Origin of the sequence: Streptomyces griseoluteus (genome assembly GCF_004784465.1) — a bacterium.
GTDB classification, from domain to species: Bacteria; Actinomycetota; Actinomycetes; order Streptomycetales; family Streptomycetaceae; genus Streptomyces; species Streptomyces griseoluteus.
Map to the genome: position 1 here is coordinate 566069 of NZ_SRRU01000001.1, position 25986 is coordinate 592054.

The 25986-nt window shown below is 73.2% G+C and carries 21 protein-coding genes; 15 read left to right on the forward strand and 6 right to left on the reverse strand.

The genetic code is table 11. The features are described from left to right. Positions 1-356: 356 nt before the first annotated feature. Positions 357-1100, forward strand: coding sequence for a ferritin-like fold-containing protein (locus E5082_RS02795; RefSeq protein ID WP_190045321.1), 744 nt, complete (start codon positions 357-359; stop codon positions 1098-1100). 17 nt (positions 1101-1117) lie between these two features. Here E5082_RS02795 and E5082_RS02800 read toward each other — a convergent pair whose 3' ends face one another. From E5082_RS02800 to E5082_RS02815, 4 genes are all read right to left on the reverse strand, one after another. Next, positions 1118-1387 (reverse strand): hypothetical protein, encoded by a 270-nt coding sequence (locus tag E5082_RS02800; protein ID WP_135789684.1) that lies wholly within the window; start codon positions 1385-1387, stop codon positions 1118-1120. A 170-nt stretch (positions 1388-1557) separates the two neighbouring features. After that, entirely contained in the window at positions 1558-1785 is a 228-nt protein-coding gene (locus E5082_RS02805; RefSeq protein WP_030807269.1) for a DUF3107 domain-containing protein, read from the reverse strand. A 136-nt stretch (positions 1786-1921) separates the two neighbouring features. Then, positions 1922-2563 (reverse strand): TetR/AcrR family transcriptional regulator, encoded by a 642-nt coding sequence (locus E5082_RS02810; protein WP_086693636.1) that lies wholly within the window; start codon positions 2561-2563, stop codon positions 1922-1924. A gap of 144 nt (positions 2564-2707) precedes the next feature. Further along, on the reverse strand, positions 2708-3019 hold the full coding sequence (locus tag E5082_RS02815; protein ID WP_373310060.1) for a hypothetical protein: 312 nt from the start codon (positions 3017-3019) through the stop codon (positions 2708-2710). A 212-nt stretch (positions 3020-3231) separates the two neighbouring features. On the opposite strand from E5082_RS02815, the gene E5082_RS02820 reads away from it, so the two are divergent. The 12 genes from E5082_RS02820 to moeZ all read left to right on the forward strand — a co-directional run bounded on the left by E5082_RS02820 (position 3232) and on the right by moeZ (position 17329). Further along, entirely contained in the window at positions 3232-4212 is a 981-nt protein-coding gene (locus tag E5082_RS02820; RefSeq protein ID WP_135789685.1) for an alpha/beta fold hydrolase, read from the forward strand. A gap of 8 nt (positions 4213-4220) precedes the next feature. Next, positions 4221-5525 carry a DUF3152 domain-containing protein gene (locus E5082_RS02825; RefSeq protein WP_190045320.1) on the forward strand — a complete coding sequence of 435 codons (1305 nt, stop codon included), beginning with the start codon at positions 4221-4223 and terminating at the stop codon, positions 5523-5525. 80 nt (positions 5526-5605) lie between these two features. Next, positions 5606-5701 carry an Ms4533A family Cys-rich leader peptide gene (locus E5082_RS33530; protein WP_341866572.1) on the forward strand — a complete coding sequence of 32 codons (96 nt, stop codon included), beginning with the start codon at positions 5606-5608 and terminating at the stop codon, positions 5699-5701. A 184-nt stretch (positions 5702-5885) separates the two neighbouring features. Then, positions 5886-7598, forward strand: a complete 1713-nt coding sequence (locus tag E5082_RS02830) for an ABC transporter substrate-binding protein (protein ID WP_135789686.1) — start codon at positions 5886-5888, stop codon at positions 7596-7598. 4 nt (positions 7599-7602) lie between these two features. Further along, positions 7603-8598 carry an ABC transporter permease gene (locus E5082_RS02835; RefSeq protein WP_135789687.1) on the forward strand — a complete coding sequence of 332 codons (996 nt, stop codon included), beginning with the start codon at positions 7603-7605 and terminating at the stop codon, positions 8596-8598. Next, positions 8595-9593 carry an ABC transporter permease gene (locus E5082_RS02840; RefSeq protein ID WP_135789688.1) on the forward strand — a complete coding sequence of 333 codons (999 nt, stop codon included), beginning with the start codon at positions 8595-8597 and terminating at the stop codon, positions 9591-9593. The genes E5082_RS02835 and E5082_RS02840 overlap by 4 nt, the downstream gene beginning before the upstream one ends. Beyond that, a complete protein-coding gene (locus E5082_RS02845; RefSeq protein ID WP_135789689.1) occupies positions 9590-11185 on the forward strand; it encodes a dipeptide ABC transporter ATP-binding protein in 1596 nt (531 codons plus the stop codon). Before E5082_RS02840 ends, E5082_RS02845 begins: the two co-directional genes overlap by 4 nt. A 202-nt stretch (positions 11186-11387) precedes the next feature. Beyond that, positions 11388-13043: a DUF3492 domain-containing protein gene (locus tag E5082_RS02850; protein ID WP_135789690.1), complete on the forward strand. Its 1656-nt coding sequence runs from the start codon at positions 11388-11390 to the stop codon at positions 13041-13043. Next, positions 13040-14212 (forward strand): hypothetical protein, encoded by a 1173-nt coding sequence (locus E5082_RS02855; protein WP_229918891.1) that lies wholly within the window; start codon positions 13040-13042, stop codon positions 14210-14212. The genes E5082_RS02850 and E5082_RS02855 overlap by 4 nt, the downstream gene beginning before the upstream one ends. Before the next feature lie 186 nt (positions 14213-14398). Then, positions 14399-15358: an NAD-dependent epimerase/dehydratase family protein gene (locus tag E5082_RS02860; protein WP_135789691.1), complete on the forward strand. Its 960-nt coding sequence runs from the start codon at positions 14399-14401 to the stop codon at positions 15356-15358. Further along, positions 15346-16086 carry a spherulation-specific family 4 protein gene (locus E5082_RS02865; RefSeq protein WP_135789692.1) on the forward strand — a complete coding sequence of 247 codons (741 nt, stop codon included), beginning with the start codon at positions 15346-15348 and terminating at the stop codon, positions 16084-16086. Before E5082_RS02860 ends, E5082_RS02865 begins: the two co-directional genes overlap by 13 nt. Positions 16087-16150: 64 nt before the next feature. After that, positions 16151-17329: an adenylyltransferase/sulfurtransferase MoeZ gene (gene moeZ / locus E5082_RS02870; protein ID WP_135789693.1), complete on the forward strand. Its 1179-nt coding sequence runs from the start codon at positions 16151-16153 to the stop codon at positions 17327-17329. Positions 17330-17489: 160 nt separating this feature from the next. Here the strand turns inward: moeZ and E5082_RS02875 are convergent, their stop codons facing one another. Together E5082_RS02875 and E5082_RS02880 are read right to left on the reverse strand one after the other, a co-directional pair. Next, complete coding sequence (locus E5082_RS02875) at positions 17490-19031, reverse strand: alpha/beta hydrolase (protein WP_135789694.1); 1542 nt, start codon at positions 19029-19031, stop codon at positions 17490-17492. A 114-nt stretch (positions 19032-19145) separates the two neighbouring features. Further along, positions 19146-21902 carry a lysylphosphatidylglycerol synthase transmembrane domain-containing protein gene (locus E5082_RS02880; protein ID WP_135789695.1) on the reverse strand — a complete coding sequence of 919 codons (2757 nt, stop codon included), beginning with the start codon at positions 21900-21902 and terminating at the stop codon, positions 19146-19148. 184 nt (positions 21903-22086) lie between these two features. Here E5082_RS02880 and E5082_RS02885 point away from each other — a divergent pair, with 184 nt between their 5' ends. Beyond that, a complete protein-coding gene (locus E5082_RS02885) occupies positions 22087-22458 on the forward strand; it encodes an MGMT family protein (RefSeq protein WP_229918890.1) in 372 nt (123 codons plus the stop codon). A gap of 158 nt (positions 22459-22616) precedes the next feature. Next, a complete protein-coding gene (locus E5082_RS02890; protein WP_135789697.1) occupies positions 22617-25928 on the forward strand; it encodes an ATP-dependent helicase in 3312 nt (1103 codons plus the stop codon). Positions 25929-25986: the final 58 nt, after the last annotated feature.

A 25986-nucleotide genomic window follows, 5' to 3' on the forward strand; every position in this document is an offset into this window, starting at 1 on the left:
CGTCGGCCACCGTACGGGCGAACCAACTGGGGCAAGCCGTAAGACACGGGACCTCTGCCGACGCTCTAGCGCTCGAACCGCTAAGGATGTCCCTCCGCTCGCCGTACGCGCGGTGCCGTACGGCCCAGGAGGGCTGTCAGGTCGGAGCCGATCGGGCCACCGACCGGGCATCCTCATACGTGCGCCACTGCCACAAAGGCGTTGAGCGCACCGAACATCGTCGGCGCACTCAGCAGGCGCATTACCACCATACCCCGGATTGCCGCACACGCGATGGCCGAATTGGTCACGTAGTCGTGGTCACAGTGGTTGACCAGGGGCTTCCGGGAGGGGTCGAGCGGGCTATTGTGCGCCTCATGACTAGCTCTGACAAGCCTGAGAACCCCGAGACCGCGGGCGCCCCCACCGGTGTCGCCGCCCAGGACTGGGCGACGGCCGCGGCGGACCCGCAGTACCGCGCCGCTGTCGTGGACCTGCTCGGCGCGCTCGCGTACGGCGAGCTGGCCGCGTTCGAGCGGCTCGCGGAGGACGCCAAGCTGGCGCCGACCCTCGCGGACAAGGCGGAGCTGGCCAAGATGGCCTCGGCGGAGTTCCACCACTTCGAGCGGCTGCGCAACCGGCTGACCGAGATCGGCGCCGAGCCCGCCGCCGCGATGGACCCCTTCGTCGCCGCGCTGGAGAGCTTCCACAAGCAGACGGCGCCCTCGGACTGGCTGGAGGGCCTGGTCAAGGCCTACGTCGGCGACTCGATCGCCAGTGACTTCTACCGCGAGGTCGCGGCCCGCCTCGACACCGACACCCGGGAACTCGTCCTCGCCGTGCTGGACGACACCGGGCACGCGGAGTTCGCGGTGGAGAAGGTGCGTGCCGCCATCGACGCCGACCCGCGCGTGGGCGGGCGGCTCGCGCTGTGGGCGCGGCGGCTGATGGGCGAGGCGCTGTCGCAGTCGCAGCGGGTCGTCGCGGACCGGGACGCGCTCTCCACCATGCTGGTCGGCGGGGTCGCGGACGGCTTCGATCTCGCGGAGGTCGGACGGATGTTCACCCGGATCACCGAGGCGCACACCAAGCGGATGGCCGCGCTGGGCCTCGCGGCCTGACCGTCCGTCAGGGGCGGCTACGCGGGCGCGGATCGCCGGCGGAGCCGCCCGGCCGGGCGCAACAGCAGCGACAGGGAGGCGGCGGACACGACGGCCGCGCCGAGCAGGGTGAGCAGGACCGGGGCCGGGCCCAGGGCGCTGTGCGTGACGAAGTCCCCGAAGAGCGCACCCGCCACCGCGGTGGCGAAGACCAGCGGACGGGCGGGCAGCCGGTGCGGCAGGCGGTGCGCCGCCGCGAAGGCGAGGACGAGTCCGAGCGCGGCCGAACCGAGCACTTCGAGGATCATCGAGGAGTCCCTCCCACGTCTGCGTGCTCATGCGGTCACAGCCCGACATACCCGTGACCTGCGCGTTGCAATCCTCTCCTGGGCCCACCGGGTGCGCGAGCAGTGCGCGCCGGGGGCAGCGAAAAAGGGCCCGGTGGCGGGTGCCACCGGGCCCTTGACGGATATCGCGCCTACAGCGTGCCGAACCCGACCTTGCGCGCGGTCGGCGCGCCGATCTCGACGTACGCCAGACGGTCCGCGGGGACCACGACCTTGCGGCCGCGCTCGTCCTCCAGGCTCAGCAGCGGCGACTTGCCGGCCAGGGCGTCGGCCACGACGCGCTCGACCTCCTCGGCGCTCTGACCGCTCTCCAGAACGATCTCGCGGGGCGCGTGCTGCACGCCGATCTTGACCTCCACGGCTATGTCCCTCCGACGGTCAGTGATGTGCGCGTTCTGCCGCGCCGTACCCAGCACACATTAGCCCGGTGAGGGGACGCGCATGCTTCTGGCGGGAACGCCATCAGCGAACACGCCCCACCGGCGCGTCGGCGGGTCAGTGGTGGTCGGTGCCGTGCAGCGGGAAACCGGCGATGCCACGCCACGCCAGCGAGGCGAGCAACTGCACCGCCTGGTCGCGCGGCACGCTGCGGTCGCTGTGCAGCCAGGAACGGGCCACCACCTGGGCGAGGCCGCCGAGCCCGGAGGCCAGCAGCATCGACTCCGCGCGGGACAGGCCGGTGTCCTCCGCGATGACGTCGCAGATCGCCTCGGCGCACTCGGTGGTCACCTTGTCGACGCGCTCGCGCACGGCCGGCTCGTTCGTCAGGTCCGACTCGAAGACCAGACGGAAGGCGCCGCCGTCGTGCTCGATGTACGCGAAGTAGGCGTCCATGGTCGCCCGCACGCGCTGCTTGTTGTCGGTCGTCGAGGCGAGCGCGGCGCGCACGGCCTGGATCAGGGCCTCGCAGTGCTGGTCCAGCAGGGCCAGATAGAGGTCGAGCTTGCCGGGGAAGTGCTGGTAGAGCACCGGCTTGCTGACTCCGGCGCGCTCGGCGATGTCGTCCATCGCGGCCGCGTGATAGCCCTGGGCGACGAAAACCTCCTGGGCAGCGCCCAGCAACTGGTTGCGCCGGGCTCGGCGCGGCAGACGGGTGCCGCGCGGGCGTGCTGCCTCTGTTTGCTCGATGGCTGTCACGCCGCCTCCCAATGTCGTCCTCATGCGGTGTCGGCCGCGCCGCCATCGTACTTTTCGGTAACCCCGGCGTGCGCGGTGCGAGCGCAGAATTTCACGTACCGGACGACGGCGAAAGCCGTGGCCCCGGCCCCGGTGCGCGCCCGGTCAGCGGTAGTCCTCGTCGTCGATCCTGACCACGCGGGCCTGCTCGATGAGATCGCCCTCGCTGCCCCGGTCCGGGTCCACCTGGGTCAGCGGCTCGTCTTCGTCGGTCCTGACCACCCGGGCCTGCTCGATGAGATCACCCTCGCTTCCCCGGGCCGGGTCCAACTCGGTCAGCGGCTCGTCCCGCTCCTCCGTGAGCGGGGCGTGCTGCTCGGCGGCGTCGGGCTCGGGGGCCTCGACATCCTCGATCTCGGGCTCCGTGTCGTCGTCGGGGCTCTCGATCTCGTCCGGCTCGATGGGGTCGTGGGCCATGACGGCCTCCCTTTCTTCCAGCTTCCGCCCAGAAATCTCTTCCGGAACCTCTGGCTCGGGCGGGTACCCCGCGGCTGCGCTGTCATACGAGCCTAGGAGACCGCCCAAGGCCGCGCCACGCCGTCGGCGGTACCCGGACCGGCGCCCCGGGTGTCCCCGCCTGTGAGGGCGAACACATGAGCTGCGGTGTGATCGTCTCGTAACATTGCCGCATGTCTTCGACCGAGTCACCTTCCGTGCCGGCCGCGAGCGTGCTCCCCCGGGTCGCACCCGTAAGGGTGGGCGACGGCGAGCGGATGAGGTCGGTGCGGCTGCCGGGGGTCACCCTTACGGTGCGGTCCCGGCCGCCGACGCGGGAGGGTCTCGAGCCCGCGCTGTTCGTGCACGGGCTCGGCGGGTCCTCGCAGAACTGGTCCCTGCTGATGGCCGCGTTGGACGGTGTCGTCGACCCCGAGGCCGTCGACCTGCCGGGCTTCGGCGACTCCCCGCCGCCGGACGACGGCGACTACTCCGTCACCGGGCACGCGCGCGCGGTCATCCGCCACCTGGACGCGGCCGGACGCGGGCCGGTCCACCTGCTGGGCAACTCGCTCGGCGGCGCGGTCTCCACGCGGGTGGCCGCCGTCCGCCCGGACCTGGTGCGCACCCTGACACTGGTCTCGCCCGCCCTGCCGGAGCTGCGCATCCAGCGCAGCGCGGTCCCCACCGCCCTGCTGGGCGTGCCCGGTGTGGCCGCGCTGTTCAACCGGTTCACCCGTGAGTGGACCGCCGAGCAGCGGGTGCGCGGGGTGACGGCCCTGTGTTACGGCGATCCCACGATCGTGACGCCGGAGGCGTTCGGGTACGCGGTGGAGGAGCTGGAACGGCGCCTGAGGCTGCCGTACTTCTGGGACGCGATGACCCGCTCCGCGCGCGGGATCGTGGACGCCTACACCCTGGGCGGGCAGCAGGGGCTGTGGCGGCAGGCCGAGCGGGTACTCGCGCCGACCCTGCTGGTCTACGGTGGCCGTGACCAACTCGTCGGCTTCCGTATGGCCGCCAAGGCCGCCCGCTCCTTCAGGGACTCCCGTCTGCTGTCCCTGCCGGACGCCGGGCACGTGGCGATGATGGAATACCCGGAGCTGGTGGCCAGGGCGTTCCGCGAACTTCTCGCGGAGAGCGCCGCATCGGGCGCCACGGACGCGGAGAACTGAGGGCAGGGGTGGGACGACACAGTCGCCGAGGACCGGCTCCCAAGGGGGACGCCTCGGCCATAGAGGGCGCCGCCCCGGCGGCCGGGGGCACCCAGGACGTCGCCGGAACCGGTGACTTCGCCGCGCGCCCGAGACCGCGCCCACGGGGCGGTGAGTCGTGGAGTGCCGGATCTCAGGGTGGCTTCGGCGCGACCGTGAGCGGTGCCGGACGCCGTGTCCCGTCGGACCGGCGCGAGGAAGACCGGGCGCCGGGTGCCTTCGGTTCCGCGCGGGGCGGTCACCCCGAGCAGCGTGAAGAGGGCGGCGGCTGGGGCGAGTTCGAGAACCGGCGCGCCACGCCGACTCCCTTCCCGAGGCAGCGGCGCGCGGAGCCGGCGGACGCGGGCTCCGGCCCCCGCCGTGAGTACCTGGACGCCTTCGCCGAGGGTGCCGCACCCCAGGCGCCCCGGCGGGCCGAGGTGCCCGAGCCGAGGACCGCGCCCGCCGGGGGCGGCGCGCCTCCGGCGACCGTGCCCGCCGCCCGGCACGGCGGCAAGGGGCGGGCCTTCACCGGGGTCGCGGCCGCCGCCGTGACCACCGTGCTCGCCGTCGTCGTCGCCGGCCAGGTGGCCGACGGCCGCGCCGAGGGCGAGTCGCGGGCCCAGGCCGCGGGAGGCGCCCTGCCGCCCGCTGCCCAGGCCGTGCCCTCCAGCGCGCCGAGCGCCGTCCCGCTGACGTACGCCCAGAAGATGGGCCGGCTCTATCCCCTGGGGGCGACCCTCAAGGGTTCCGGCGAGTTCGACACCGTGCCCGGCTCGGCGAAGGCGCCCGGCAAGGGCCCGAAAATGACCTACCGGGTCGACGTCGAGCAGGGGCTCGGCCTGGACGGCGCGCTGTTCGCCGACGCCGTGCAGCGCACCCTCAACGACGACCGGAGCTGGGCGCACGGCGGTCAGCGCACTTTCGAGCGGGTCTCCACCGGCAAGCCGGACTTCGTGATCACGCTGGCCAGCCCCGGCACGACCGCCGAGTGGTGCGCCAAGTCGGGCCTGGACACCACCGAGGACAACGTCTCCTGCGACTCGGCGGCCACCGAGCGCGTGATGATCAACGCGTACCGCTGGGCGCAGGGCAGTGTCACCTACGGGGACGCCAAGATCCACGCCTACCGCCAGATGCTGATCAACCACGAGGTCGGCCACCGGCTCGGGCACGGCCACGTCACCTGCCAGAAGGACGGCGCGATCGCCCCGGTGATGCAGCAGCAGACCAAGTTCCTCGACCACGACGGAATCCACTGTCTGCCCAACGCCTGGCCCTATCCCAAGAGTTGACACAGAAACAGCCGCAGGAGTTGACGGGGCCGACTCATGTCACATTGACATGAGTCGCAAGTTCGTTCATATTTCTGCGCATGTGGTCCCGTCACTCCGTCTTCCGCAGCGCCGCCATCGAGCTGGCGCTCATCGGTGTGACCGCCCTCTGCGTGGCCGACATCGACTGTCGCTGACGCCGCCTTCCTGGCGTCCGCGTCGATACGTGCCCTTTTCATCCTGCCGCCCGTGAGCTTCCTCGCGGGATCTCTCGACGACTGACGCCGGGGCCGGCACCTGTCCGCAGGTGTCTCATTCATCGTCCCCATGTCTCACCCCTCGGACAAGCCGGGGGGTCCCCCCGAGAGGTCGTCCTTTCCGATGCGTCAATCGTCCGTCATAGCGCGCCGCGTGGCAGCGGCATCCGTCGGCCTGGTCGTGGCAGCGGGCGCCGCCGCCTGCGGCCCTGAGGACAACGATGCCAAGGGCGCCGGTGGCGACTCCACGCCCCACAAGGGCGGCACCCTCACCGTGCTGAACGCCGAGGCCCAGACCGACTTCGACCCGGCCCGCCTCTACACCTCCGGCGGCGGCAACGTCCCCTCGCTGGTCTTCCGCACCCTCACCACGCGCAACCGCGAGAACGGCGCCGAGGGCGCCAAGGTGGTCCCCGACCTCGCCACCGACACCGGCCGCCCCAACAAGGACGCGACCGTGTGGACGTACACCCTGAAGAAGGGGCTGAAGTACGAGGACGGGACGCCGATCACCTCGGCCGACATCAAGTACGGCATCGAGCGGTCCTTCGCCCCCGAACTCTCCGGTGGCGCACCCTACTTGCGGGACTGGTTGAGCGGCGCCGCCGACTACCAGGGGCCGTACAAGGACAAGAAGGGCCTTTCCGCGATCGCGACGCCGGACGCGCGCACGATCGTCTTCCACCTGAACAAGCCCGAGGGCGAGTTCCCGTTCCTCGCCACCCAGACGCAGTTCACCCCGGTGCCCAAGAGCAAGGACACCGGCACCAAGTACGAGCAGCACCCGGTCTCCTCGGGGCCGTACCGGGTGGTCAAGAACCAGAACGACGGCGAGCGTGTGCTGCTGGAGCGCAACCCGCACTGGAGCGGTGACGACGAGCGCAAGGCGTACCCGGACAAGGTCGACGTGCGCTCCGGGCTCGACTCCTCCGTCATCAACCAGCGGCTCGCCGCCTCCCAGGGCGCCGACAAGGCCGCCGTCACCACCGACACCAACCTCGGCCCGGCCGAACTCGCCCGCGTCAGCGGCGACAAGAGCCTCGCCGCCCGCGTGGGCACCGGCCACTTCGGTTACACGAACTACATCGCCTTCAACCCGAAGGTGAAGCCGTTCGACGACCCCAAGGTGCGCCAGGCGATCTCGTACGCCGTCGACCGCTCCTCGGTGATCAACGCGGCCGGCGGTTCCGCGCTCGCCGAGCCGGCCACCACCTTCCTGCCCGACCAGAAGTCCTTCGGGTACACCCCGCACGACCTGTTCCCGGCGGGCAAGTCCGGCAACGCGGCCAAGGCGAAGGAGCTGCTGAAGGAGGCCGGGCACCCGAACGGGCTGACCGTCACCCTCACGCATTCCAACAGCAAGGACTTCGAGACCAGCCCGGAGATCGCCACCGCCCTCCAGGACGCGCTGAAGAAGGCCGGGATCACGGTCCGGCTCCAGGGTCTGGAGGACAACGACTACCGGGACAAGATCCACAGCATCAAGACCGAGCCCGGCTTCTTCCTCGCCCACTGGGGTGCCGACTGGCCCTCCGGCGGCCCCTTCCTCGCCCCGATCTTCGACGGCCGCCAGATCGTCAAGGACGGCGCCAACTTCAACACCGGTCTGCTGGACGACAAGTCGGTCAACACCGAGATCGACGCCATCAACAAGCTGACCGACCTGAACGCGGCCGCCGCCCGCTGGGGCGCGCTGGACAAGAAGATCGCCGGACAGGCCCTCGTCGTCCCGCTGTTCCACCCCGTCTACAAGCGCCTGTACGGCTCGGACGTCAAGAACATCGTGATCAGCGACTGGACCGGCGTGCTGGACATCTCCCAGGTCGCGGTGAAGTGACCCGGTGAGCGAAGCACTCGTCGCCGTCGAGGCCGCCGGGGCGGACATCACCGCCCCGGCGGCCTCGGGGGCCCGTCAGTTCTGGCGGCGGCTGCGCGCGCAGCGGGCCGCCCTCGTCGCCGCGGCCGTCGTCGCGCTCCTCGTCCTGGTCGCGCTCGCCGCGCCACTGCTCACCGCCCTCGAGGGCCAGGACCCCACCACGTACCACCCCGGCCTCGTCGATTCCGCGCGCGGCGGCGTGCCCATCGGGTCGCTCGGCGGGATCAGTGCCGAGCACTGGCTGGGCGTCGAACCGCAGACCGGACGGGACCTGTTCGCCCGGCTGGTGGAGGGCGCCCGCGTCTCGCTGGGCGTCGCCTTCGCGGCCACCCTCATCCAGGTGCTCATCGGCGTCACCATCGGCGTGGCCGCCGCGATGGGCAGCCGGTGGCTGGACCAGGTCCTCAGCCGGGTCACCGACATCATCGTGGCCCTGCCGCTCATGATCATGGCGCTGGCGCTGCTGGCCGTCGTGCCCGCGAGCTTCCCCCGCCCGGTGCTGGTCGCGCTGGTCATCGGGCTGATCGCCTGGGGCAACGTCGCCAAGATCGTGCGCGCCCAGACCCTCACCCTCAAGGGGCTCGATCACGTGGCCGCCGCCCGGCTCAGTGGATGGGGCGCCGTGCGGGTGGCCCGCCGCGAGCTGCTGCCCGGCCTCGCCGCGCCCGTCATCACCTACGCCGCGCTGCTGGTGCCCACCAACATCTCCGCCGAGGCGGCCCTGTCCTTCCTCGGTGTGGGGGTGAAGCCGCCGACGCCGTCGTGGGGACAGATGATCACCGCCGCCGACGTCTGGTACCAGGCCGCGCCGCAGTATCTGCTGTTCCCGGCCGGTGCCCTGTTCACCACCGTGCTCGCCCTCACCGTCCTCGGTGACGGCGTGCGCACCGCACTCGACCCCCGCGCCGCCTCCCGGCTGCGCGTCGGCACCGGCCGCGCCCGGAAGGAGGACGCCGCGTGAACGGCTTCGGCGGATTCCTGCTGCGCCGCGCGGCGGGCACGCTCATCACCCTGCTCGCCGTCTCGGTCCTCGTCTACGTGGTCTTCTACGCCACCCCCGGCAACGTCGCCCAGATCACCTGCGGCCCGCGCTGCTCCCCGGAGCAGGTGCACCAGGTCGCCGCCCAGCTCCGCCTCGACGACCCGCTCTACCTGCGCTACTTCCACTTCCTCCAGGGGCTGTTCGTCGGCCAGGACTACTCCACCGGCACCTCGGTCGAGCACTGCGCGGCACCCTGCCTCGGGCTCTCCTACCAGAGCGACCAGCAGGTGCTCACGCTGCTGCTGGCCAAGCTGCCGGTCAGCCTCTCGCTGGTGGCCGGGGCGATGGTGCTCTGGCTGGTCATCGGCGTCGGGACCGGCGTCCTCTCCGCCTGGCGGCGCGGCCGGCTCTCCGAGCGGGTGCTCACCGTGCTGACCCTGGCCGGCTGGGCCACGCCCGTGTTCGTGCTCGGTCTGGTGCTGATGATCGTGGTCTGCGGCGAACTCCAACTGCTGCCGTTCCCGCAGTACGTGCGCTTCGGCGACGACCCCGAGCAGTGGGCGTGGAACCTGCTGCTGCCCTGGCTGTCGCTGGCCCTGATCGAGGCGGCCGCGTTCGCCCGGCTCACCCGCTCGGCCATGCTGGAGACCCTCGCCGAGGACCACATCCGCACCTTCCGCGCCTACGGCGTCGGCGAGCGGGCCATCGTCGGACGGCACGCCCTGCGCGGCGCGCTCGCCCCCGTGATCGCCCTCAACGCCAACAACGTCGGCTCCGCCATCGGCGGCGCGGTCCTCACCGAGACGCTGTTCGGGCTGCCCGGCATCGGCCAGGAGCTGGTGCACGCGGTCAAGGTGGTGGACCTGCCCGTGGTCGTCGGCATGGTCCTGGTCGTCGCCTTCTTCGTCGTCATCGCCAACGCCGTCGCGGACGTCCTGTACGCGCTGGCCGACCGCCGGGTGGTCCTCGCATGAGCCTGGTCGAAGTCACCGATCTCACCGTCGAGTTCGGCGCCCTGCACGCCGTGGACGGACTCTCCTTCACGCTGGAGAAGGGGGCCGCGCTGGCCCTGGTGGGCGAGTCGGGCTCCGGCAAGTCCACCGTCGCCGGCGCCCTGCTGGGCCTGCACCGGGACACCGGGGCACGGGTCGGCGGCTCGGTCCTGGTGGCCGGCACCGACGTGACCGCCGCCTCCGACGCCGAGCTGCGCGGGCTGCGCGGGGCCAAGGCCGCCATGGTCTTCCAGGACCCGCTGTCCTCCCTCGACCCGTACTACGCGGTGGGCGACCAGATCGCCGAGGTGTACCGCGTCCACACCCGTGCCTCCCGGCGGGCCGCACGCGCGCGTGCCGTCGAGGTGCTGGACCGGGTCGGCATCCCGGACGCGGCCCGGCGGGCGCGGTCCCGGCCGCACGAGTTCAGCGGGGGCATGCGCCAACGCGCGCTGATCGCCATGGCGTTGGCGTGCGAACCCGAGCTGCTCATCGCGGACGAGCCGACCACCGCCCTGGACGTCACCGTGCAGGCCCAGATCCTCGACCTGCTGCACACCCTGCGCCAGGAGAACGGGCTCGGCCTGCTGCTCGTCACCCATGACGTGGGCGTCGCCGCCGAGAGCGCCGACGACGTGCTCGTGATGCGGCACGGCCGCGCGGTCGAACACGGGCCGCTGCGCCGGGTGCTGGCCGCACCCGAGCAGCCCTACACCCGCGAACTCCTCGCCTCCGTACCGCGCGTGGACGCACCCCGTACCGCGCCCGCCGAGGAGGCGGGGGAGACGGTGCTCGAAGCGGTCGGCCTGCGACGGGAGTTCGGGCGCGGGCGGAGGGCGTTCACCGCCGTGGACGACGTCTCGCTGACCCTGCGCCGGGGCGAGACCCTGGGGATCGTGGGGGAGAGCGGCAGCGGCAAGACCACCCTGGGCCGCATGCTGGTCGGGCTGCTGGAGCCCACCTCGGGCACCATCCGGTACGACGGACGCGCGCACAGCGGGGTCGACCCGTCCGTGCAGATGGTGTTCCAGGACCCGGCGTCCTCCCTCAACCCCCGCCGGACGGTGGGCGAGTCGATCGCCGACCCGCTGCGCGCGAAGGGCGGACAGGACGACAGGGCCGTACGGGAGCGGGTGACCGGACTGTTGGAGCGGGTCGGTCTCGAAGCGGCCCACCACGACCGCTATCCGCACGAGTTCAGCGGCGGCCAGCGCCAGCGCATCGGCATCGCGCGGGCTCTCGCCGCCGACCCGCGCGTCATCGTCTGCGACGAACCCGTCTCCGCGCTCGACGTCACCACCCAGGCTCAAGTGGTCGCCCTGCTGGACGAGTTGCGCCGGGAACTCGGGCTCGCGCTCGTCTTCGTCGCACACGACCTCGCCGTGGTCCGCCAGGTCAGCGACCGGGTCGCCGTCATGCGCCGGGGACAGGTCGTCGAGACCGGCCCCGTCGACGAGGTGTACGAGAACCCGCGCGATCCGTACACCCGCCAGCTCCTGGCCGCCGTGCCGGCGCTGGACCCGGAGGTCGCCGCACGGCGCCGGGCGGCCCGGCGGGAGCCCGCTCCGGCGTAACGTTTCGCGTGCGGAACGTCACCACACGATCTCTTAGCGTGTCGGAACGCGGTTCGCCCGCGAAAGTTACGACCGTTCACCCCTTTTGGTGGCGCGACGGACAACCGTCCATCGCGCCACCGCCCTCTCCGCGTACGTTCGTCCCGCTGCGAGCCGCCGGGACGACGGCGGCTCCCACACACGGGAGATCGGGGGTGCACGCGTGCGCATCGGACTGCTTACCGAGGGTGGCTATCCGTATGTCGGCGGTGACACCGGGCTCTGGTGCGACCGGCTCGTGCGCGGGCTCGGGCAGCACGAGTTCGACGTCTACGCGCTGGAGAGCGGCCGGCAGCAGGAGGGCGACGGCTGGGTGCCGATCCCGCCGCAGGTCAGGCGGGTGCGTACCGCCCGGCCGTGGGCGGCCGGGGACGACGGCGCTCCGCTGGGCCGCCGCGGCCGCAGGCGATTCACCGAGTACTACGGCGAGCTGCTCGGCGCGGTCTGCGCCCCGCAGGAGGGCTCCGCCGCCGAAGTGGCGGACCGTTTCGGCAACGCGCTGTACAGCCTCGCCGAACTCGCCCGCGACACCGGCGCCCTGACCGGAGCCCTCCGCTCCGACCACGCCGTGACCGCCCTGGAACGCGCCTGCCGCGCCCCCGGCGCGCCGCGCGCGGCGCACGAGGCGCGCGTCCCCGACCTGCTGGCCGTCACCGACCACCTCGCCCGCGCCCTGTGCCCCCTCTCCCTCGGCTGGTACGGCGAGGACGCCCTCGCCGCCGTCGACCTCTGCCACGCCACCTCCGGCGGCTCCGCCGCCCTGCCCGGCCTGCTCGCCCGGCACTTCTCCGGTGTGCCCCTGCTGGTCACCGAGTACGGCGTCCAGCTCCGCGCGCACTACCTCGCGCTCGGCCCCGACAGCGCCGCCCCCGCCGTCCGCGCGCTGCTCGCCGCCTTCCACGGGCGGCTCGCCGCCGAGGTCTACCGGCGCGCCGAGATCCTCACTCCCGGCAGCAGCCACGCCCGCCGCTGGCAGGAGCGGTGCGGCGCCGACCGGGCCCGCATCCGCACCGTCCACCCGGGCATGGACGCCGACAGGTTCGCCGAGGTCGGCGAGGCGCCCGAGTGCGCCGAGGCCGGCACGCTGGTGTGGGTGGGCCGGATCGAGCCCGGCCGGGACCTGGTCGCGCTGCTGCACGCCTTCGCCGAGGTCCGCAAGGAGGAGCCGCACGCGCGGCTGCGCATCGTGGGCGTGCCCGTCGGGGCCGAGGGGGAGGCGTACCTCGCGCAGTGCCGGGCGCTGGCCGCCCAGCTCTTCCCGGACGAGGCTGAGGGGCTGCACGCCGTGGGGGACAACCCCGTGTCGTTCACCGAGGTGGGGGCGCCCGAGGCGCCGACGCTGCCGGACGCGTACGCCGCCGGTGCCGTGGTCGTGCTGTCCAGCGTGGTCGAGGGGTTCCCGGTCAGCCTGGCCGAGGCGATGTTCTGCGGCCGGGCGACGGTGTCCACGGACGTGGGCGCCGTGGTGGAGGTCATCGGGGGCACCGGGCTCGTCGTACCGCCGCGCAATCCGAGGGCGCTGGCGGAGGCGTGCGTGGCGCTGCTGCGCGATCCCGAGCGCCGGGCGCGGCTGGGGGCGGCGGCGCGGGCGCGGGCGCTGGAACTGTTCGGCGTCGAACAGAACATCGCGGCATTTCACGGCATTTACCTGGAGATCATGTCGCACTGTCCGGTGCGCCGGGTCGCCGTGGACGAGGCGGGGGAGCCCCTGCCGTTCGCCGTCCCGGCCGAGGCCCACGTACCCGGCCGCTGGACCGTCCCCACCCTGCTGCGGGGCTCACCGGCGCCGGTCCGGGCCGGGGCGGAGGGGGTGCGATGAGGGGCGTGGACAGAACGGGGGCGGGTGCGGTGGCGGCGTCCGGAGCCTCCGGGACCTCCGGAGCCGAGACCGCTCCCCGCAGGGGTGCCGTCGACCCCGTGAAGGCCCTGCTGCACCGGCACCGGGAGCTGTGCGAGCGGGCCGTGGACCCGCTGGAGATCGCGGCCGGGCTGGAGGCGCACGGCTTCACCGACCGCTCCGCCGCCCGCTACCGGCACCGGGACGTGTTCTCGCTCGCCGAGGAGCTGTACGCGCGCGTCCCCCGCGACGCCGACCCGGCCCCCGAGCCCACCTTCGGCCCCGCCCCGCGTATCCGTACCGGCTGGGTCCTGCTCACCCTGCTGCCCGGCGCGGTCGCCTCCGGGACCGTGGCGGGACTGCGGCTCGGTCCCGGCACCGCCCGCCCCCTGGTGGCCCTCGGCGGCCTCCTCGCGGTGATCCTGGCCGTACGCGCCGCCCTCGGCCGGGGCCCCCTCGCGGCCCGCCCCGGCGCCGCCCCGCGGCCGTCCGCCCCTGTGTGGACCGTCTGCCTGCTCGGGTACGCCCTCCTCGGCGACGGCCTGCTGGACGCCGTGGTGAGCGGCGGCCCCGACGCCCTGCCCACCGGTTCCCCGGACGGCCCCTGGCCCGCCGCCACCGCGCCCGTAGTGGCCCTCGCCCTGGCCTGCGCCCCCGCCGCCTGGTGCGCCCACCTGCTCGACCTCGGCGCCCGCCGCCGGCTCGCGGGCAGCCGGGGCCTGGAGGACTTCACCTCCGGGGCGCGCCCCCTGCTGCTCGGCGTCGTCGCGCTGTACCTGGCCGCTCTGACCGGCCTGCTCGCCCTCACCGGTGCCGTGCTGCACGAGGACCCGGCCTACCCGCAGGCCCTCACCCTGGGCGCCCTGCTGTTCCTCGCCCGCCTCCTCACCGCCCACCGGCACCGGCACGCGCCGGCCGTGATCCTGGGCGCGGCGGCGGCGGCCGAGGTGGCGGCGCCGGCGCTGGTGCTGAGCGGGCGGCTCCCCGACTGCGGGTTCCTCGCCGTGCCGGTGACCACGCCGGTCGACCCCCTGGGGGTGGGGGCGATCCCGACCCTGAGCTGCGGCTGCGCGGCCCTGGTCCTCCTGGCCCACGCCCTGCGCACCCTCACCCGTGCCTCGGCCCACGCGCCCGTAGGGGGCCCGGAGTGAGGCCCGCACGCCCCGCTCCACCCCCACGGCACCGGCGCCCCACCGCCGTCCCGCCCGCTCCCCCCTCCATCCCTGAGACCCGCATCCCTGAGAAGGAGAACACCAGATGACCACCTCCCGACACGGAGCCACCGCAGTGGCCGGGTCCGTGGGAGCAGCCGCGGCGCACACCTCGGGGGCCGCCCTATGAGGGTCCTGCTGATCGGAGCCAACGGGTACATCGGCCGCTTCGTCGCCGACCGCCTCCTCGCCGACCCCGCCGTGCAGCTCACCGCGCTCGGCCGGGGCGACGACGCCGACGTCCGCTTCGACCTCGCCACCGGCAGCCCCGGCGCGCTGACCCGGTTCCTGGACGCCGTGCACCCCGGTGTCGTCGTCAACTGCGCCGGTGCCACCCGGGGCGGCGCCCGCGACCTCACCCGGCACAACACCGTCGCCGTGGCCACCGTCTGCGAGGCGCTGCGGCGCAGCGGCTGCGGGGCCCGGCTGGTGCAGATCGGCTGCGGTTCCGAGTACGGGCCGAGCCAGCCCGGCTCCTCCACGGCCGAGGACGCCGTACCCCGGCCGGGCGGCCCCTACGGGGTCAGCAAGCTCGCCGCGACGGAACTGGTCCTCGGCTCCGGGCTGGACGCCGTGGTGCTGCGGGTCTTCTCGCCCGCCGGACCCGGCACCCCGGCAGGGTCGCCCCTGGGGAGGCTCGCCGAGGCCATGCGCCGGGCCATGCAGGCGGGCGACGGCGAACTCAAGCTCGCCGGGCTCGGCGTCCAGCGCGACTTCGTCGACGTACGCGATGTCGCCCGCGCCGTGCACGCCGCCTCCCTGTCCGCCGCGCAGGGTGTGATCAACATCGGCTCCGGCCGTGCCGTACGGCTGCGTGACGCGGCCACGGTCCTCGCGCGGGTCGCCGGGTACGGCGGCGCGCTCAACGAGCTCGACGCGCCTCCCGGCCCATTGCGGGGACAGCTCGGGCATCCGCGCGGTGACCTGGACCACGCGGTGCCGGTCGCGTACCCCTACCCGGACGGCTGCGGGAGCTGGCAGCAGGCCGATGTGCGCACCGCCCGCGACCGGCTCGGCTGGCGGCCCCGGATCAATCTGGAGGAGTCGCTCGCGGACATCTGGATGGAGGCGGCATGCCGCATCTGACCAGCGCGCCCACCGTCACCGGCGTACGTACCGCGATCGGCGTCCCCGACTACGCGCACCCGCTGACCGCGCCCGCCCAGTGGGCCGAACTGGCGCGTCCCGGAACGCCGCTGGACTGGGTGGTGCTCAATGTCGCCGCCGGACCGGGCGTCCGCCCCGACCCGCACTGCCTTCAGGCGGCGGGCCGGCTGCAGGGCGGCGGGGTCCGTGTGCTGGGCCACCTGGACCTCGCACACGGCATGCGCCCCTTCGCCGACCTGGTCACCGACGCGCACCGCCACCTCGACTGGTACCGCGTCGACGGCTTCCTGCTGGAACGCTGTCCCGGTGACCGGACGGAACTGCCCGATGTCCGGCGGGTGATCACCACGCTGCGCGCGCTCGCCGGGGACACCCACATCGTGCTCGGCCACGGGGAGCACCCCTGTCCGGGGTACGCGGAGAACGCCGACCAGTTGGTGACCTTCCGGGGCTCCTGGGCCGACTACCGCTGGTCGCAGGTGGCCGAGTGGACCGCCGACCATCCGGCCGACCGCTTCTGCCATTTCGTGCACGGGGTGCCGCGCGGCCATCTGGAGGAGGCACTGCGCATCGCGCGCTGGCAGGGCGCCGGGACGATCTACCTCACCGACCGCACGGACCGCGGCGGCCGGGCCAACCCCTGGGAGACCATGCCCGGCCACTGGGACGAATTCGTCTCGCGGGTCGGAACGGGTGTCTCGGAATGAAGAAGGCCGTGGCAGTGTTACGGGAAGAACAACCCGTAGTGATCGACCGACCAACGGAGTCCCCGTGTCGCTGCCACCCCTGGTCGAGCCCGCTTCCGAGCTCACCGTAGACGAGGTCCGCCGGTACTCCCGCCACCTGATCATCCCGGATGTGGGGATGGATGGGCAGAAGCGGCTGAAGAACGCCAAGGTGCTCTGTGTGGGCGCCGGCGGCCTGGGTTCACCCGCGCTGATGTACCTCGCGGCGGCCGGTGTCGGCACGCTCGGCATCGTGGAGTTCGACGAGGTCGACGAGTCCAACCTCCAGCGGCAGATCATCCACAGCCAGGCGGACATCGGCCGCTCGAAGGCGGAGTCCGCGCGGGACACGGTCAAGGGCATCAACCCGTACGTGGACGTGGTCCTGCACGAGGAACGGCTCGAGGCCGAGAACGTGATGGAGATCTTCGGCCAGTACGACCTGATCGTCGACGGCACGGACAACTTCGCCACCCGGTACCTGGTCAACGACGCGTGCGTGCTGCTGAACAAGCCGTACGTGTGGGGCTCGATCTACCGCTTCGACGGCCAGGCGTCCGTCTTCTGGTCCGAGCACGGCCCCTGCTACCGCTGCCTGTACCCGGAGCCCCCGCCGCCCGGCATGGTCCCCTCCTGCGCCGAGGGCGGCGTCCTCGGTGTGCTGTGCGCGTCGATCGGGTCGATCCAGGTCAACGAGGCGATCAAGCTGCTGGCGGGCATCGGTGACCCGCTGGTCGGCCGCCTGATGATCTACGACGCCCTGGAGATGCAGTACCGCCAGGTCAAGGTCCGCAAGGACCCCGACTGCGCGGTGTGCGGCGAGAACCCCACGGTCACCGAGCTGATCGACTACGAGGCGTTCTGCGGCGTCGTCTCCGAGGAGGCCCAGGAGGCCGCGGCCGGCTCCACGATCACTCCCAAGCAGCTCAAGGAGTGGATCGACGACGGCGAGAACATCGAGATCATCGACGTCCGCGAGCAGAACGAGTACGAGATCGTCTCCATCCCGGGCGCCAAGCTGATCCCGAAGAACGAGTTCCTCATGGGCACCGCCCTGGAGTCCCTCCCGCACGACAAGCGCATCGTCCTCCACTGCAAGACGGGCGTCCGCAGCGCGGAGGTCCTGGCCGTCCTGAAGTCCGCGGGCTTCGCGGACGCGGTCCACGTGGGCGGCGGCGTGATCGGCTGGGTCAACCAGATCGAGCCGAGCAAGCCGGTGTACTGACACCTCCCGGCCCCGAAGGCCCACCGCGCCGCTTCGCACCGGCACGGTGGGCCTTCGCCGTCTGCTGGTGACGGCGGAGGGGCAGCCCTGGACCGGAGTTGTCGGGGGACCCCGCGCCGGGCGTGCCGGAGAGTCGTGGCGAGCCGTCGTAGGGCAGCTGTCAGGTGCACACCGTGCCGGGCTTCGGGGTCCGGCCCGTCAGCAGGTAGTCGTTGACCGCCTTCTGGACGCACTTGTTCCTGCTGTCGTACGCCCCGTGTCCCTGGCCCCGGTAGGTGAGTTCGACGGCGACGCCCTTGCCGAGGGCGTCGACCATGGCGCGGGCGCCCTCGTAGGGGGTCGCGGGGTCGCCGGTGTTGCCGACGACGAGGATGGGGGCGGAGCCGGGGGCGTGGACGTCGGGGTGGTCGGCGGCGCCGGGGACGGCCCAGTCGGTGCAGCTGGCCATGCCCCAGGCGAGGTAGTCACCGAAGACGGGGGAGACCCTGCGGAAGCCGGGGAGCTTGGACTGGATGTAGGCCGGGGTGTAACGGGGCTTCTCGTCCGAGCAGTTGATGGCAAGGTTGGCCGGGACGATGTTGCTGTACTCGCCGTTCTCCGACCGCCCGTTCAGCGAGTCGGACAGCAGCATCAGCACCCTGCCGTCCCCGTAGTACGCCTGCTCGAGCCCCTCGGTGAGGTACTCCCAGAAGTCCTTGGAGTACAGCGCCTGCGCGATGCCGTTGGTCGCCTCCGTCTCGGTCAACTGGCGTGGAAAGATACCGGGGATGGGCTTCTTCTCCAGGTCCTTCAGCAGCTTGGCGATACGGTTCTTCACGTCGTCCGCGCTGTCCCCGACAGGGCAGTCCTCGACCTTGGACGTGCAGTCCTCGGCGAAGTTGTCCAGCGCCAGCTGGAACCCGCGCGCCTGGCTGAGCGCCCCCTCCTCGGTCGTCTCGGTGGGGTCCACCACCGCGTCGAAGACGGCCCGCCCCACGTGCTGGGGGAACAAGTGGGCGTACACGCCGCCGAGTTCAGTGCCGTACGAGATGCCGAAGTAGTGCAGCTTGGCGTCACCGAGCACCTGCCGCATCAGATCCATGTCGCGGGCCGCGTCCGTGGTGCGGACATGGGGCAGGATCTTCTTGGACCGCTGCTCGCACGCGTCGTTGAACTTCTTCGTGCGGGCGATGAGTTGCCTCTGCTCGGCGGTGTTCTCGGGCGTCGCGTCCTGCTGGAAGAACGTGTCGAGCTGGGAGTCGCTCTCGCACAGCACCGGCGCGCTGCGGCCGACCCCGCGCGGGTCGAAGCTGACCAGGTCGTACCGGGTGCGCAGGGCCGCGTAGTCCTCGCCGAACGCGGGCAGCGTGGTGACGCCGCTGCCGCCGGGCCCGCCGAAGTTGAAGATCAGCGAGCCGATCCGGTCCTTCGCCGGGCCGTCCGCCTTGGCGCGGATCAGGGCGATGCCGATGGTGTCGCCCTTGGGCTTGCCCCAGTCCAGAGGTGCCAGCATGGTGGCGCACTGCCACTTCGTGCCGCCGGGCAGCGGGGACGGTGCCGAGCCGCCGCCCTCCGCCTCGGAGGGGGCCGGACAGTCCTTCCACCGAAGCTTCTGCTTCGTGAGATCCCCGTGCCCCGACCCGCCGCAGGCGGCCAGCAGGGCGGCCATCAGCACGGCACTGGCCGTCAGGGCGGCCGCGCGCGGCCGGGAAGGGTTCGGCATACAGCCATCCTCACGGCGCGCCCGCGACTCCGCGCGGGGCAGGGGCCGTAAGGAGTACGGGGGCGACAGCCCCTACGGGGCCCCGTAAGGGCAGGCCGGCCGGACCGGGGCCCCCTACAGGGCTCCCTTACGGGTCAGGTGGTTGAACGCCAGCCACCCCGGCAGCACCGGCAGCCACAGCGTCAGCAGCCGGAACAGCAGCACGGCCGGAGCCGCCACCTCCTTGGGCAGTCCGACCGCGATCAGACCCACGGTCAGTGTCGCCTCCACGGCCCCGACCCCGCCCGGTGTCGGCGCCGCGGAACCGAGTGCGTTGCCCGCGAGGAAGACCACCGCGACGCTGGCGATGCTGATGTGCGCCGACTCGTCGCCGAACGCCCGGATCGAGGCGTCCAGGCACATCACGAAGCACCCGGTGAGCAGCAGCATGCCGCCGATGCCGGTGACCAGCTTCTGCGGCCGCTGGAGCACGTCCAGCATGCGCGGCACCACCCCGGCGAACAGCGACCGTACGCGCGTGACGACGAACTTCCGCAGCAGCGGTACCGACGTCACCACCAGCACCAGCACCGCGACCGTCAGCAGACCCGCGATGACCGTCCGGGACGGCGACAGCGACGGCGTCTTCTCGGTGCCGGTGAGATAGCCGAAGGACAGCAGCATCAGGATGTGGCAGCCGAGACCGAACAACTGCGACGCGCCCACACTCGCCACCGCGAGCCCCGGCCGCACTCCCTGCCGCTGCAGGAACCGCGTGTTCAGCGCGACACCACCGACCGCCGCCGGAGCGACGATCTTCACGAAGGACCCGGCGACCTGCGCGGCCACCGTCCGCACGAACGGCACCCGCTCCGGCACGAACCCGAGCAGCGCCATCGCGGCGGCCACGTAACTGAGCGCGGAGAACGCCACGGCGGCCGCCACCCAGCCCCACTGGGCCTGCGCGAACAGCTTGCCGAACTCGATGTGGGTGAGCTGGGTGAGCAGGAAGTACGCGCCGATCGCACCCGCGATGACGCTGATCAGGGTGCGCGGCCGGATGCGCTCCAGCCGGGCCGGCTCGACCGGGGCCTGCGGCCTGATTCGGAGCACCTGGTGCCGGATCTGGGTGAGCAGGTCCTCCTCGCGGGCCTCGTCGATCGCCTCGTCGATGGCCCGCTTCTCGGCCCGCTGCTCGGCGCGGACGGTCTTCTTGTCGGGCTTGCCAGGAGGCGCCGCGCCCTCCTCGGACGCCGCCTCCAGCCGGGCCTGCTTGGCCAGCCGGGACGACTCCAGCACCGCCTCCCGCTCCCGCTCCGCGCGCTCACGGCCCAGCTTGCGCAGGGTGGCGCGGGTGGAGCGGGTCAGTGCGATGGGCTGGAGCATCGGCAGGCAGTCGGCCACCGCGTCCGGGCCGAGCACCGCGACCGCCGCGGCCACGGCCCGCTCGGCGCCGACCCGCAGGCCGAGCGTGGTGAGCATCTGGGCCACGTCCATGCGCAGCAGCAGGTCGCCCGCCGCGATCTCCCCGCCGCGCAGCTCGGCGAGGATCACCTTGCCGGAACGATCCACCAGTACCGCGTCGCCCGCGAGCCTGCGGTGCGCGATGCGCCGGGACTGCAGCGCCCGCACCTGGTGCCAGACCTTGTGCAGCAGCTCGTCGGTGATCTCGTCGTCGGCCAGCGAGTCCAGCGTGCGGCCGCCGGTGTGCTCGTAGACGAGGATGACCGCGTCGGGACCCAGCTCGGAGGTGGCGATCAGCTTGGGGGCGTTGGCGCCGGCCGCGATGGCCGCGTAGGCGAGGAGCGCCTCCTGCTCCAGGGCCTGTCTGAGGGACTGGAGGCTGGAGCGGGTGGCGAAGCCGCGCAGGGTGAGGTTGCGCCAGGCCCGGTAGAAGAAGCCCTGGGCCTGCTGCTCCCGGTCGACGACCGTGACGTCCAGCGGCGGGCCGTCCTCCAGCGTGACGAAGTAGCGCCGCCCCCGGTCGCCGTTCTCCGCCTCCGGGCCCTCCTCGCGGACCGCGCTGACCGGGTGGAAGCCGACGTGGCGCAGGCCCGCCATCAGGGTGCGGCCGGTGGGGCGGACGTTGGGGGAGCCGACGGCGTAGAGGGTGCCGTAGGCGACGGTCCAGCCGATGAGCACGGTCAGGATGATGGCGAACGGCGTGGTGTAGCCGGTGACCAGCATGGAGAACGCGTCGAGCAGCAGCACGATCCACAGCACCGCGCGCCAGCGGGGTCTGCGGGACATGCCGACGGCCGTCATATAGGCGATGACGGGCGCGAGATAGCCGTGCACCGGGTCGGTCAGCGCGTGGATGTCACCGGGCGCGGGCTGGGTGAGTGCCTCCTGGATGGAGTCGGGGGCGGCGCGGGCGACCCAGAGGTCGGTGGCGAGGGTGACGCCGTGCGCGAGGACGGCCGCGAGGACACCGTCCGCGATCCGCAGCCCGTCGCGTTTGATCAGCCGCTCGATGGCGAAGGCCACGGGGACCAGCAGGATGGCGATGCTGGACGCCAGCCCCGCGATCTTGATCAGCAGGTCGGGCGCCTGGCCGGTGCCCTTGTTGATGTCCTGTTCGAGCCCCGAGGTGGTGCCGTGCGCGAACGCGGCGATGGCGAGCAGGAGGGCGATCGCCAGCACGCCCACCAGGAGCCGCATGAGGTCGGAGGGGCGGTGCACGCGCGCGGGGAGCAGCGGTTCGTCGCCCTCGACCTCCTCCAGGACGTCGTCGGAGGGACGCCTGCGGGCGTACGCCCGCGCCGGGGCGTCCGCCTCACCGCCCTCACGCGCGCGCGGACCCGCGTCCTCGGCGGGACCGTGGGAGGCGCCGGGGCGCGCGGACGCGCCGGAGGTGCCCTCCGCGTCGTCGTGCACACCCTGCTTGTTCATGGTCTCTTCTTGGTCTCGTATCACCAGTCACCGCCCGCACGATGGTGGCACGACTGAGGGGCGCGAGGGGGCATCAGGGTGTGGATGGGGATCCGAAAAGTGCGATCGGGCGGAGTGCGGGCCCGTCCGGACACCCCTGGCCGGCCTTGTCCCATTGTCGTAGGCGTACGGCAGGATGGGGTGGATGAGCGAGCAGAGCCCTGCCGGGGAGGGGCGCCCGGACGAACTTCCGGAGTACGCCGAGCGCGTGCTCGACGTGGCCGAGCGGATTCCGCCGGGCCGGGTGATGACCTACGGCGACGTCGCGGAGTGGCTGGAGGAGGGCGGGCCGCGCCAGGTGGGCCGGGTCATGGCGCTGTACGGGGGCGCGGTGCCGTGGTGGCGCGTGGTGCGGGCCGACGGCGCGCTGCTGCCCGGCCACGAGCTGCGTGCCCTCGACCGGTACCGGGCCGAGGGCACCCCGCTGAAGCAGGCGTCCCGCGGCGCGCAGGGACATCTGCCGCGCCTGGACATGAGACAGGCCCGCTGGGACGGGAGCCCGGCGGACCACAGCTGACGGCCTCCGGCAAGGGGCGCGGCCCACATCCGCTCGTACGGGGGACATCGGGCACGTCCCCGGCATGACGTACGTTCGTTGAGGCGGGAAGCCCCGGGGCGCCCGCCTCAGTACACCCCTACGACCACCTCGCACCACCACCAGGACCGGCGAACCACGTGAGCACCACCTCCTCCACCGGACGCCTGCCGCACCCCCAGGGTCGGCAGGCGCCTCGTGGTGCCTACCGGCTGCTCCGCACCCCGCCCGTCCAGGCACCGCCGCCCCGCCCGGACGCCGCCCAGCGCGCGGTGATCGAGCACCGGAGCGGTCCGCTGCTCGTCCTCGCGGGGCCCGGCACCGGCAAGACCACGACCCTGGTGGAGTCCGTCGCCGCGCGCGTGGCCCGCGGCGGCGATCCCGAGCGCATCCTGGTGCTGACCTTCAGCCGCAAGGCCGCCGTCGAGCTGCGCGACCGGATGGCCCGGCGCATGGGCGCCGCCCGCGCGCCCCGGGCCACCACCTTCCACTCCTACTGCTACGCCCTGGTCCGTGCCCACCAGGACAGCGACCGCTTCGCCGAGCCGCTGCGGCTGCTCTCCGGCCCCGAGCAGGACGTCACCGTGCGCGAGCTGCTCGCCGGGCAGCCCGAGCTGGAGCGGCTCGGGCTCACGCATGTGCGCTGGCCCGACGACCTGCGCGCCTGCCTGACCACGCGCGGCTTCGCCGACGAGGTACGCGCGGTCCTCGCGCGCAGCCGCGAGCTGGGGCTCGCGCCCGGCGCGCTGGACGCCTTCGCGCGCCGCATCGGACGCCCCGACTGGCGCGCGGCCGCCGCCTTCCTCGCCGAGTACCTCGACGTGATCGACCTCCAGGGCGTCATCGACTACGCCGAACTCGTCCACCGCGCGGTGCTCCTCGCCCACCGCCCCGAGGTCGCCGAGCGCCTCGCCGCGTCCTACGACGCCGTGTACGTCGACGAGTACCAGGACACCGACCCCGCGCAGGTACGGCTGCTGCACGCGCTGGCCGGGGGCGGGCGCACCCTGGTCGCCCTCGGCGACCCCGACCAGTCGATCTACACCTTCCGGGGCGCAGACGTGAACGGCATCCTCGACTTCCCGGCCGCCTTCCCCCGCGCGGACGGCCGCCCCGCGCCCGTCGAGGTGCTGCGCACCTCCCGCCGCTCCGGGGCCGGCCTGCTGGCCGCGACCCGCCGGATCACCCAGCGCATGCCGCTGTCCCAGCTCCCCGCCGAGAAGCTCCGCGTCCACCGGGAACCGACGGCGGTCCGCGAGGGCGGGGGCGTGGAGGTGTACACCTACCCGACCCCCGGCACCGAACTGGACAACATCGCCGACATCGTCCGCCGCGCCCACCTCGAGGACGGCGTCCCGTGGAACGAGATGGCGATCCTCGTCCGCGCGGGCTCCCTCACCATCCCCACTCTGCGCCGTGCCCTCACGGCAGCGGGCGTCCCCCTGGACATCGACGGCGACGACCTGCCCCTGCGCCACGAACCGGCTGTCGCGCCCCTGCTGACGGCGCTTCGTGCGGTGGCGGAGGCGGAGGCGGGGTCCGCCGGGGAAGCCGGCGAGGCCGAGGCACCGGAAACCCCCTGGCTGGACGCCGAGACCGCCATCACGCTCCTCTCCTCCCCCCTCGGCGGCATGGACGCCGCCGACCTCCGCAGGCTCGGCCGGGCCCTGCGCGAGGAGGAGCGGGCCGCCGGAGAGGCGCTGCCCGCCCCCTCCGACGTGCTCCTCGCGCGGGCGCTCGCGGAGCCCGAGCGGCTCGTCGCGCACGACCCCGCCTACGCGCGCGGCGCGCAGCGGCTGGGCGCGCTGCTGCGCAAGGCACGCGCGTGCCTGGCCGAGGGCGGTACCGCGGAGGAGGCGCTGTGGACGCTGTGGAACGGCACCCCCTGGCCCAGCAGGCTGGAGCGGTCCGCGCGGCGCGGGGGAGCGGCGGGCCGCAACGCCGACCGTGACCTGGACGCCGTCTGCGCCCTCTTCGCCACCGCCGCCCGCGCCGAGGAGCGCACCGGCGGACGCGGCGCCCTGAACTTCCTGGAGGAGATCGACGCCGAGGACATCGCCGCCGACACCCTCACCCGCCGCGCCGTCCGCCCCGACGCGGTGCGCCTGATGACCGCGCACCGTTCCAAGGGGCTGGAGTGGCGGCTGGTCGTCGTCGCGGGCGTGCAGGAGGGGCTCTGGCCCGACCTGCGCCGCCGGGGCTCCCTGCTGGAGGCCGACCGGATCGGCCGGGACGGCCTCGCCGAGCCGCTGACCCCGGGCGCCCTGCTCGCGGAGGAGCGCCGGCTCTTCTACGTGGCCGCCACGCGCGCCCGGGACCGTCTCGTCGTCACCGCCGTGAAGGCACCGGCCGACGACGGCGACCAGCCGTCCCGCTTCCTGACCGAGCTGGGCGTCGAGCCCCGCGACGTCACCGGCCGCCCGCGCCGCCCGCTGGCGGTCGCCGCGCTCGTCGCGGAGCTGCGCGCCACCACCGTCGACCCGGACGTCTCGGAGGCGCTGCGGGACGCCGCCGCGCGCCGGCTGGCCCGGCTCGCCGCCCTCGCCGACGAGGACGGCCGCCCGCTGGTGCCCGCCGCCCACCCCGACCGCTGGTGGGGGATGTACGAGCCCACCGCGAGCAAGGTGCCGCTGCGCGACCGGGACCAGCCCGTGGTGCTCTCCGGCAGCGCGCTGGACCAGCTCGCCAACACCTGCGCCCTCCAGTGGTTCCTGGGCCGCGAGGTGAAGGCCGACGCGCCCGCCACGGCCGCCCAGGGCTTCGGCAACGTCGTCCACGTCCTGGCCGACGAGGTCGCCTCCGGCCGTACCCCCGCCGACCTCGACGTCCTGATGGAACGCCTGGACTCCGTGTGGAACGCGCTCGCCTTCGACGCGCCCTGGAAGTCCGCCCAGGAGAAGGAGACCGCCCGCGCGGCGCTCGAACGCTTCCTGAACTGGCACGTCCTGGACCGCGCCACCCGGACGCCCATAGCCAGCGAGCGGGACTTCGACGTGACCCTGGAGGCCGGCGAGTACCAGGTCCGCATCCGGGGCCAGATGGACCGCGTCGAGACGGACGGTGACGGCCGGGCCTACGTCGTGGACTTCAAGACCGGCAAGAACGCCCCCACCGCCGCCGAGGTCGCCCGCCATCCCCAGCTCGCCGTCTACCAGCTCGCGGTGGCCGAGGGCGCGGTGGACGACGCCTTCGACGGCGAGCGCCCCGGGCCCGGCGGCGCGGAACTCGTCCAGCTCCGGCAGGGCGCGGCGAAGAAGGACGGCGGCGAGACGCTGCCCAGGGTGCAGGCCCAGGAGCCCCTGGAGGGGGAGTGGGTCGGGGACCTGCTGGCCACTGCGGCCGGAAAGGTGCTGGACGAACGGTTCACCCCCACCGCCGGCCAGCACTGCGCACACTGCTCCTTCCGCGCCTCGTGCAGCGCACGCCCCGAGGGACGGCACGTGGTGGAGTGACGTACGGCACCGCGGCACCTCGCTGACCTGCGCTTTCCACAGCCCGGGCGCCCGTTTG

Excerpts from the sequence above, each read along its gene's own strand:
- E5082_RS02795 (WP_190045321.1), top strand. The coding sequence starts at position 357 with ATGACTAGCTCTGACAAGCCTGAGAACCCCGAGACCGCGGGCGCCCCC.
- E5082_RS02800 (WP_135789684.1), bottom strand. The coding sequence starts at position 1,387 with ATGATCCTCGAAGTGCTCGGTTCGGCCGCGCTCGGACTCGTCCTCGCC.
- E5082_RS02815 (WP_373310060.1), bottom strand. The coding sequence starts at position 3,019 with ATGGCCCACGACCCCATCGAGCCGGACGAGATCGAGAGCCCCGACGAC.
- E5082_RS02820 (WP_135789685.1), top strand. The coding sequence starts at position 3,232 with ATGTCTTCGACCGAGTCACCTTCCGTGCCGGCCGCGAGCGTGCTCCCC.
- E5082_RS33530 (WP_341866572.1), top strand. The coding sequence starts at position 5,606 with ATGTGGTCCCGTCACTCCGTCTTCCGCAGCGCCGCCATCGAGCTGGCG.
- E5082_RS02830 (WP_135789686.1), top strand. The coding sequence starts at position 5,886 with ATGCGTCAATCGTCCGTCATAGCGCGCCGCGTGGCAGCGGCATCCGTC.
- E5082_RS02845 (WP_135789689.1), top strand. The coding sequence starts at position 9,590 with ATGAGCCTGGTCGAAGTCACCGATCTCACCGTCGAGTTCGGCGCCCTG.
- E5082_RS02855 (WP_229918891.1), top strand. The coding sequence starts at position 13,040 with ATGAGGGGCGTGGACAGAACGGGGGCGGGTGCGGTGGCGGCGTCCGGA.
- E5082_RS02860 (WP_135789691.1), top strand. The coding sequence starts at position 14,399 with ATGAGGGTCCTGCTGATCGGAGCCAACGGGTACATCGGCCGCTTCGTC.
- E5082_RS02865 (WP_135789692.1), top strand. The coding sequence starts at position 15,346 with ATGCCGCATCTGACCAGCGCGCCCACCGTCACCGGCGTACGTACCGCG.
- E5082_RS02875 (WP_135789694.1), bottom strand. The coding sequence starts at position 19,031 with ATGCCGAACCCTTCCCGGCCGCGCGCGGCCGCCCTGACGGCCAGTGCC.
- E5082_RS02880 (WP_135789695.1), bottom strand. The coding sequence starts at position 21,902 with ATGAACAAGCAGGGTGTGCACGACGACGCGGAGGGCACCTCCGGCGCG.
- E5082_RS02885 (WP_229918890.1), top strand. The coding sequence starts at position 22,087 with ATGAGCGAGCAGAGCCCTGCCGGGGAGGGGCGCCCGGACGAACTTCCG.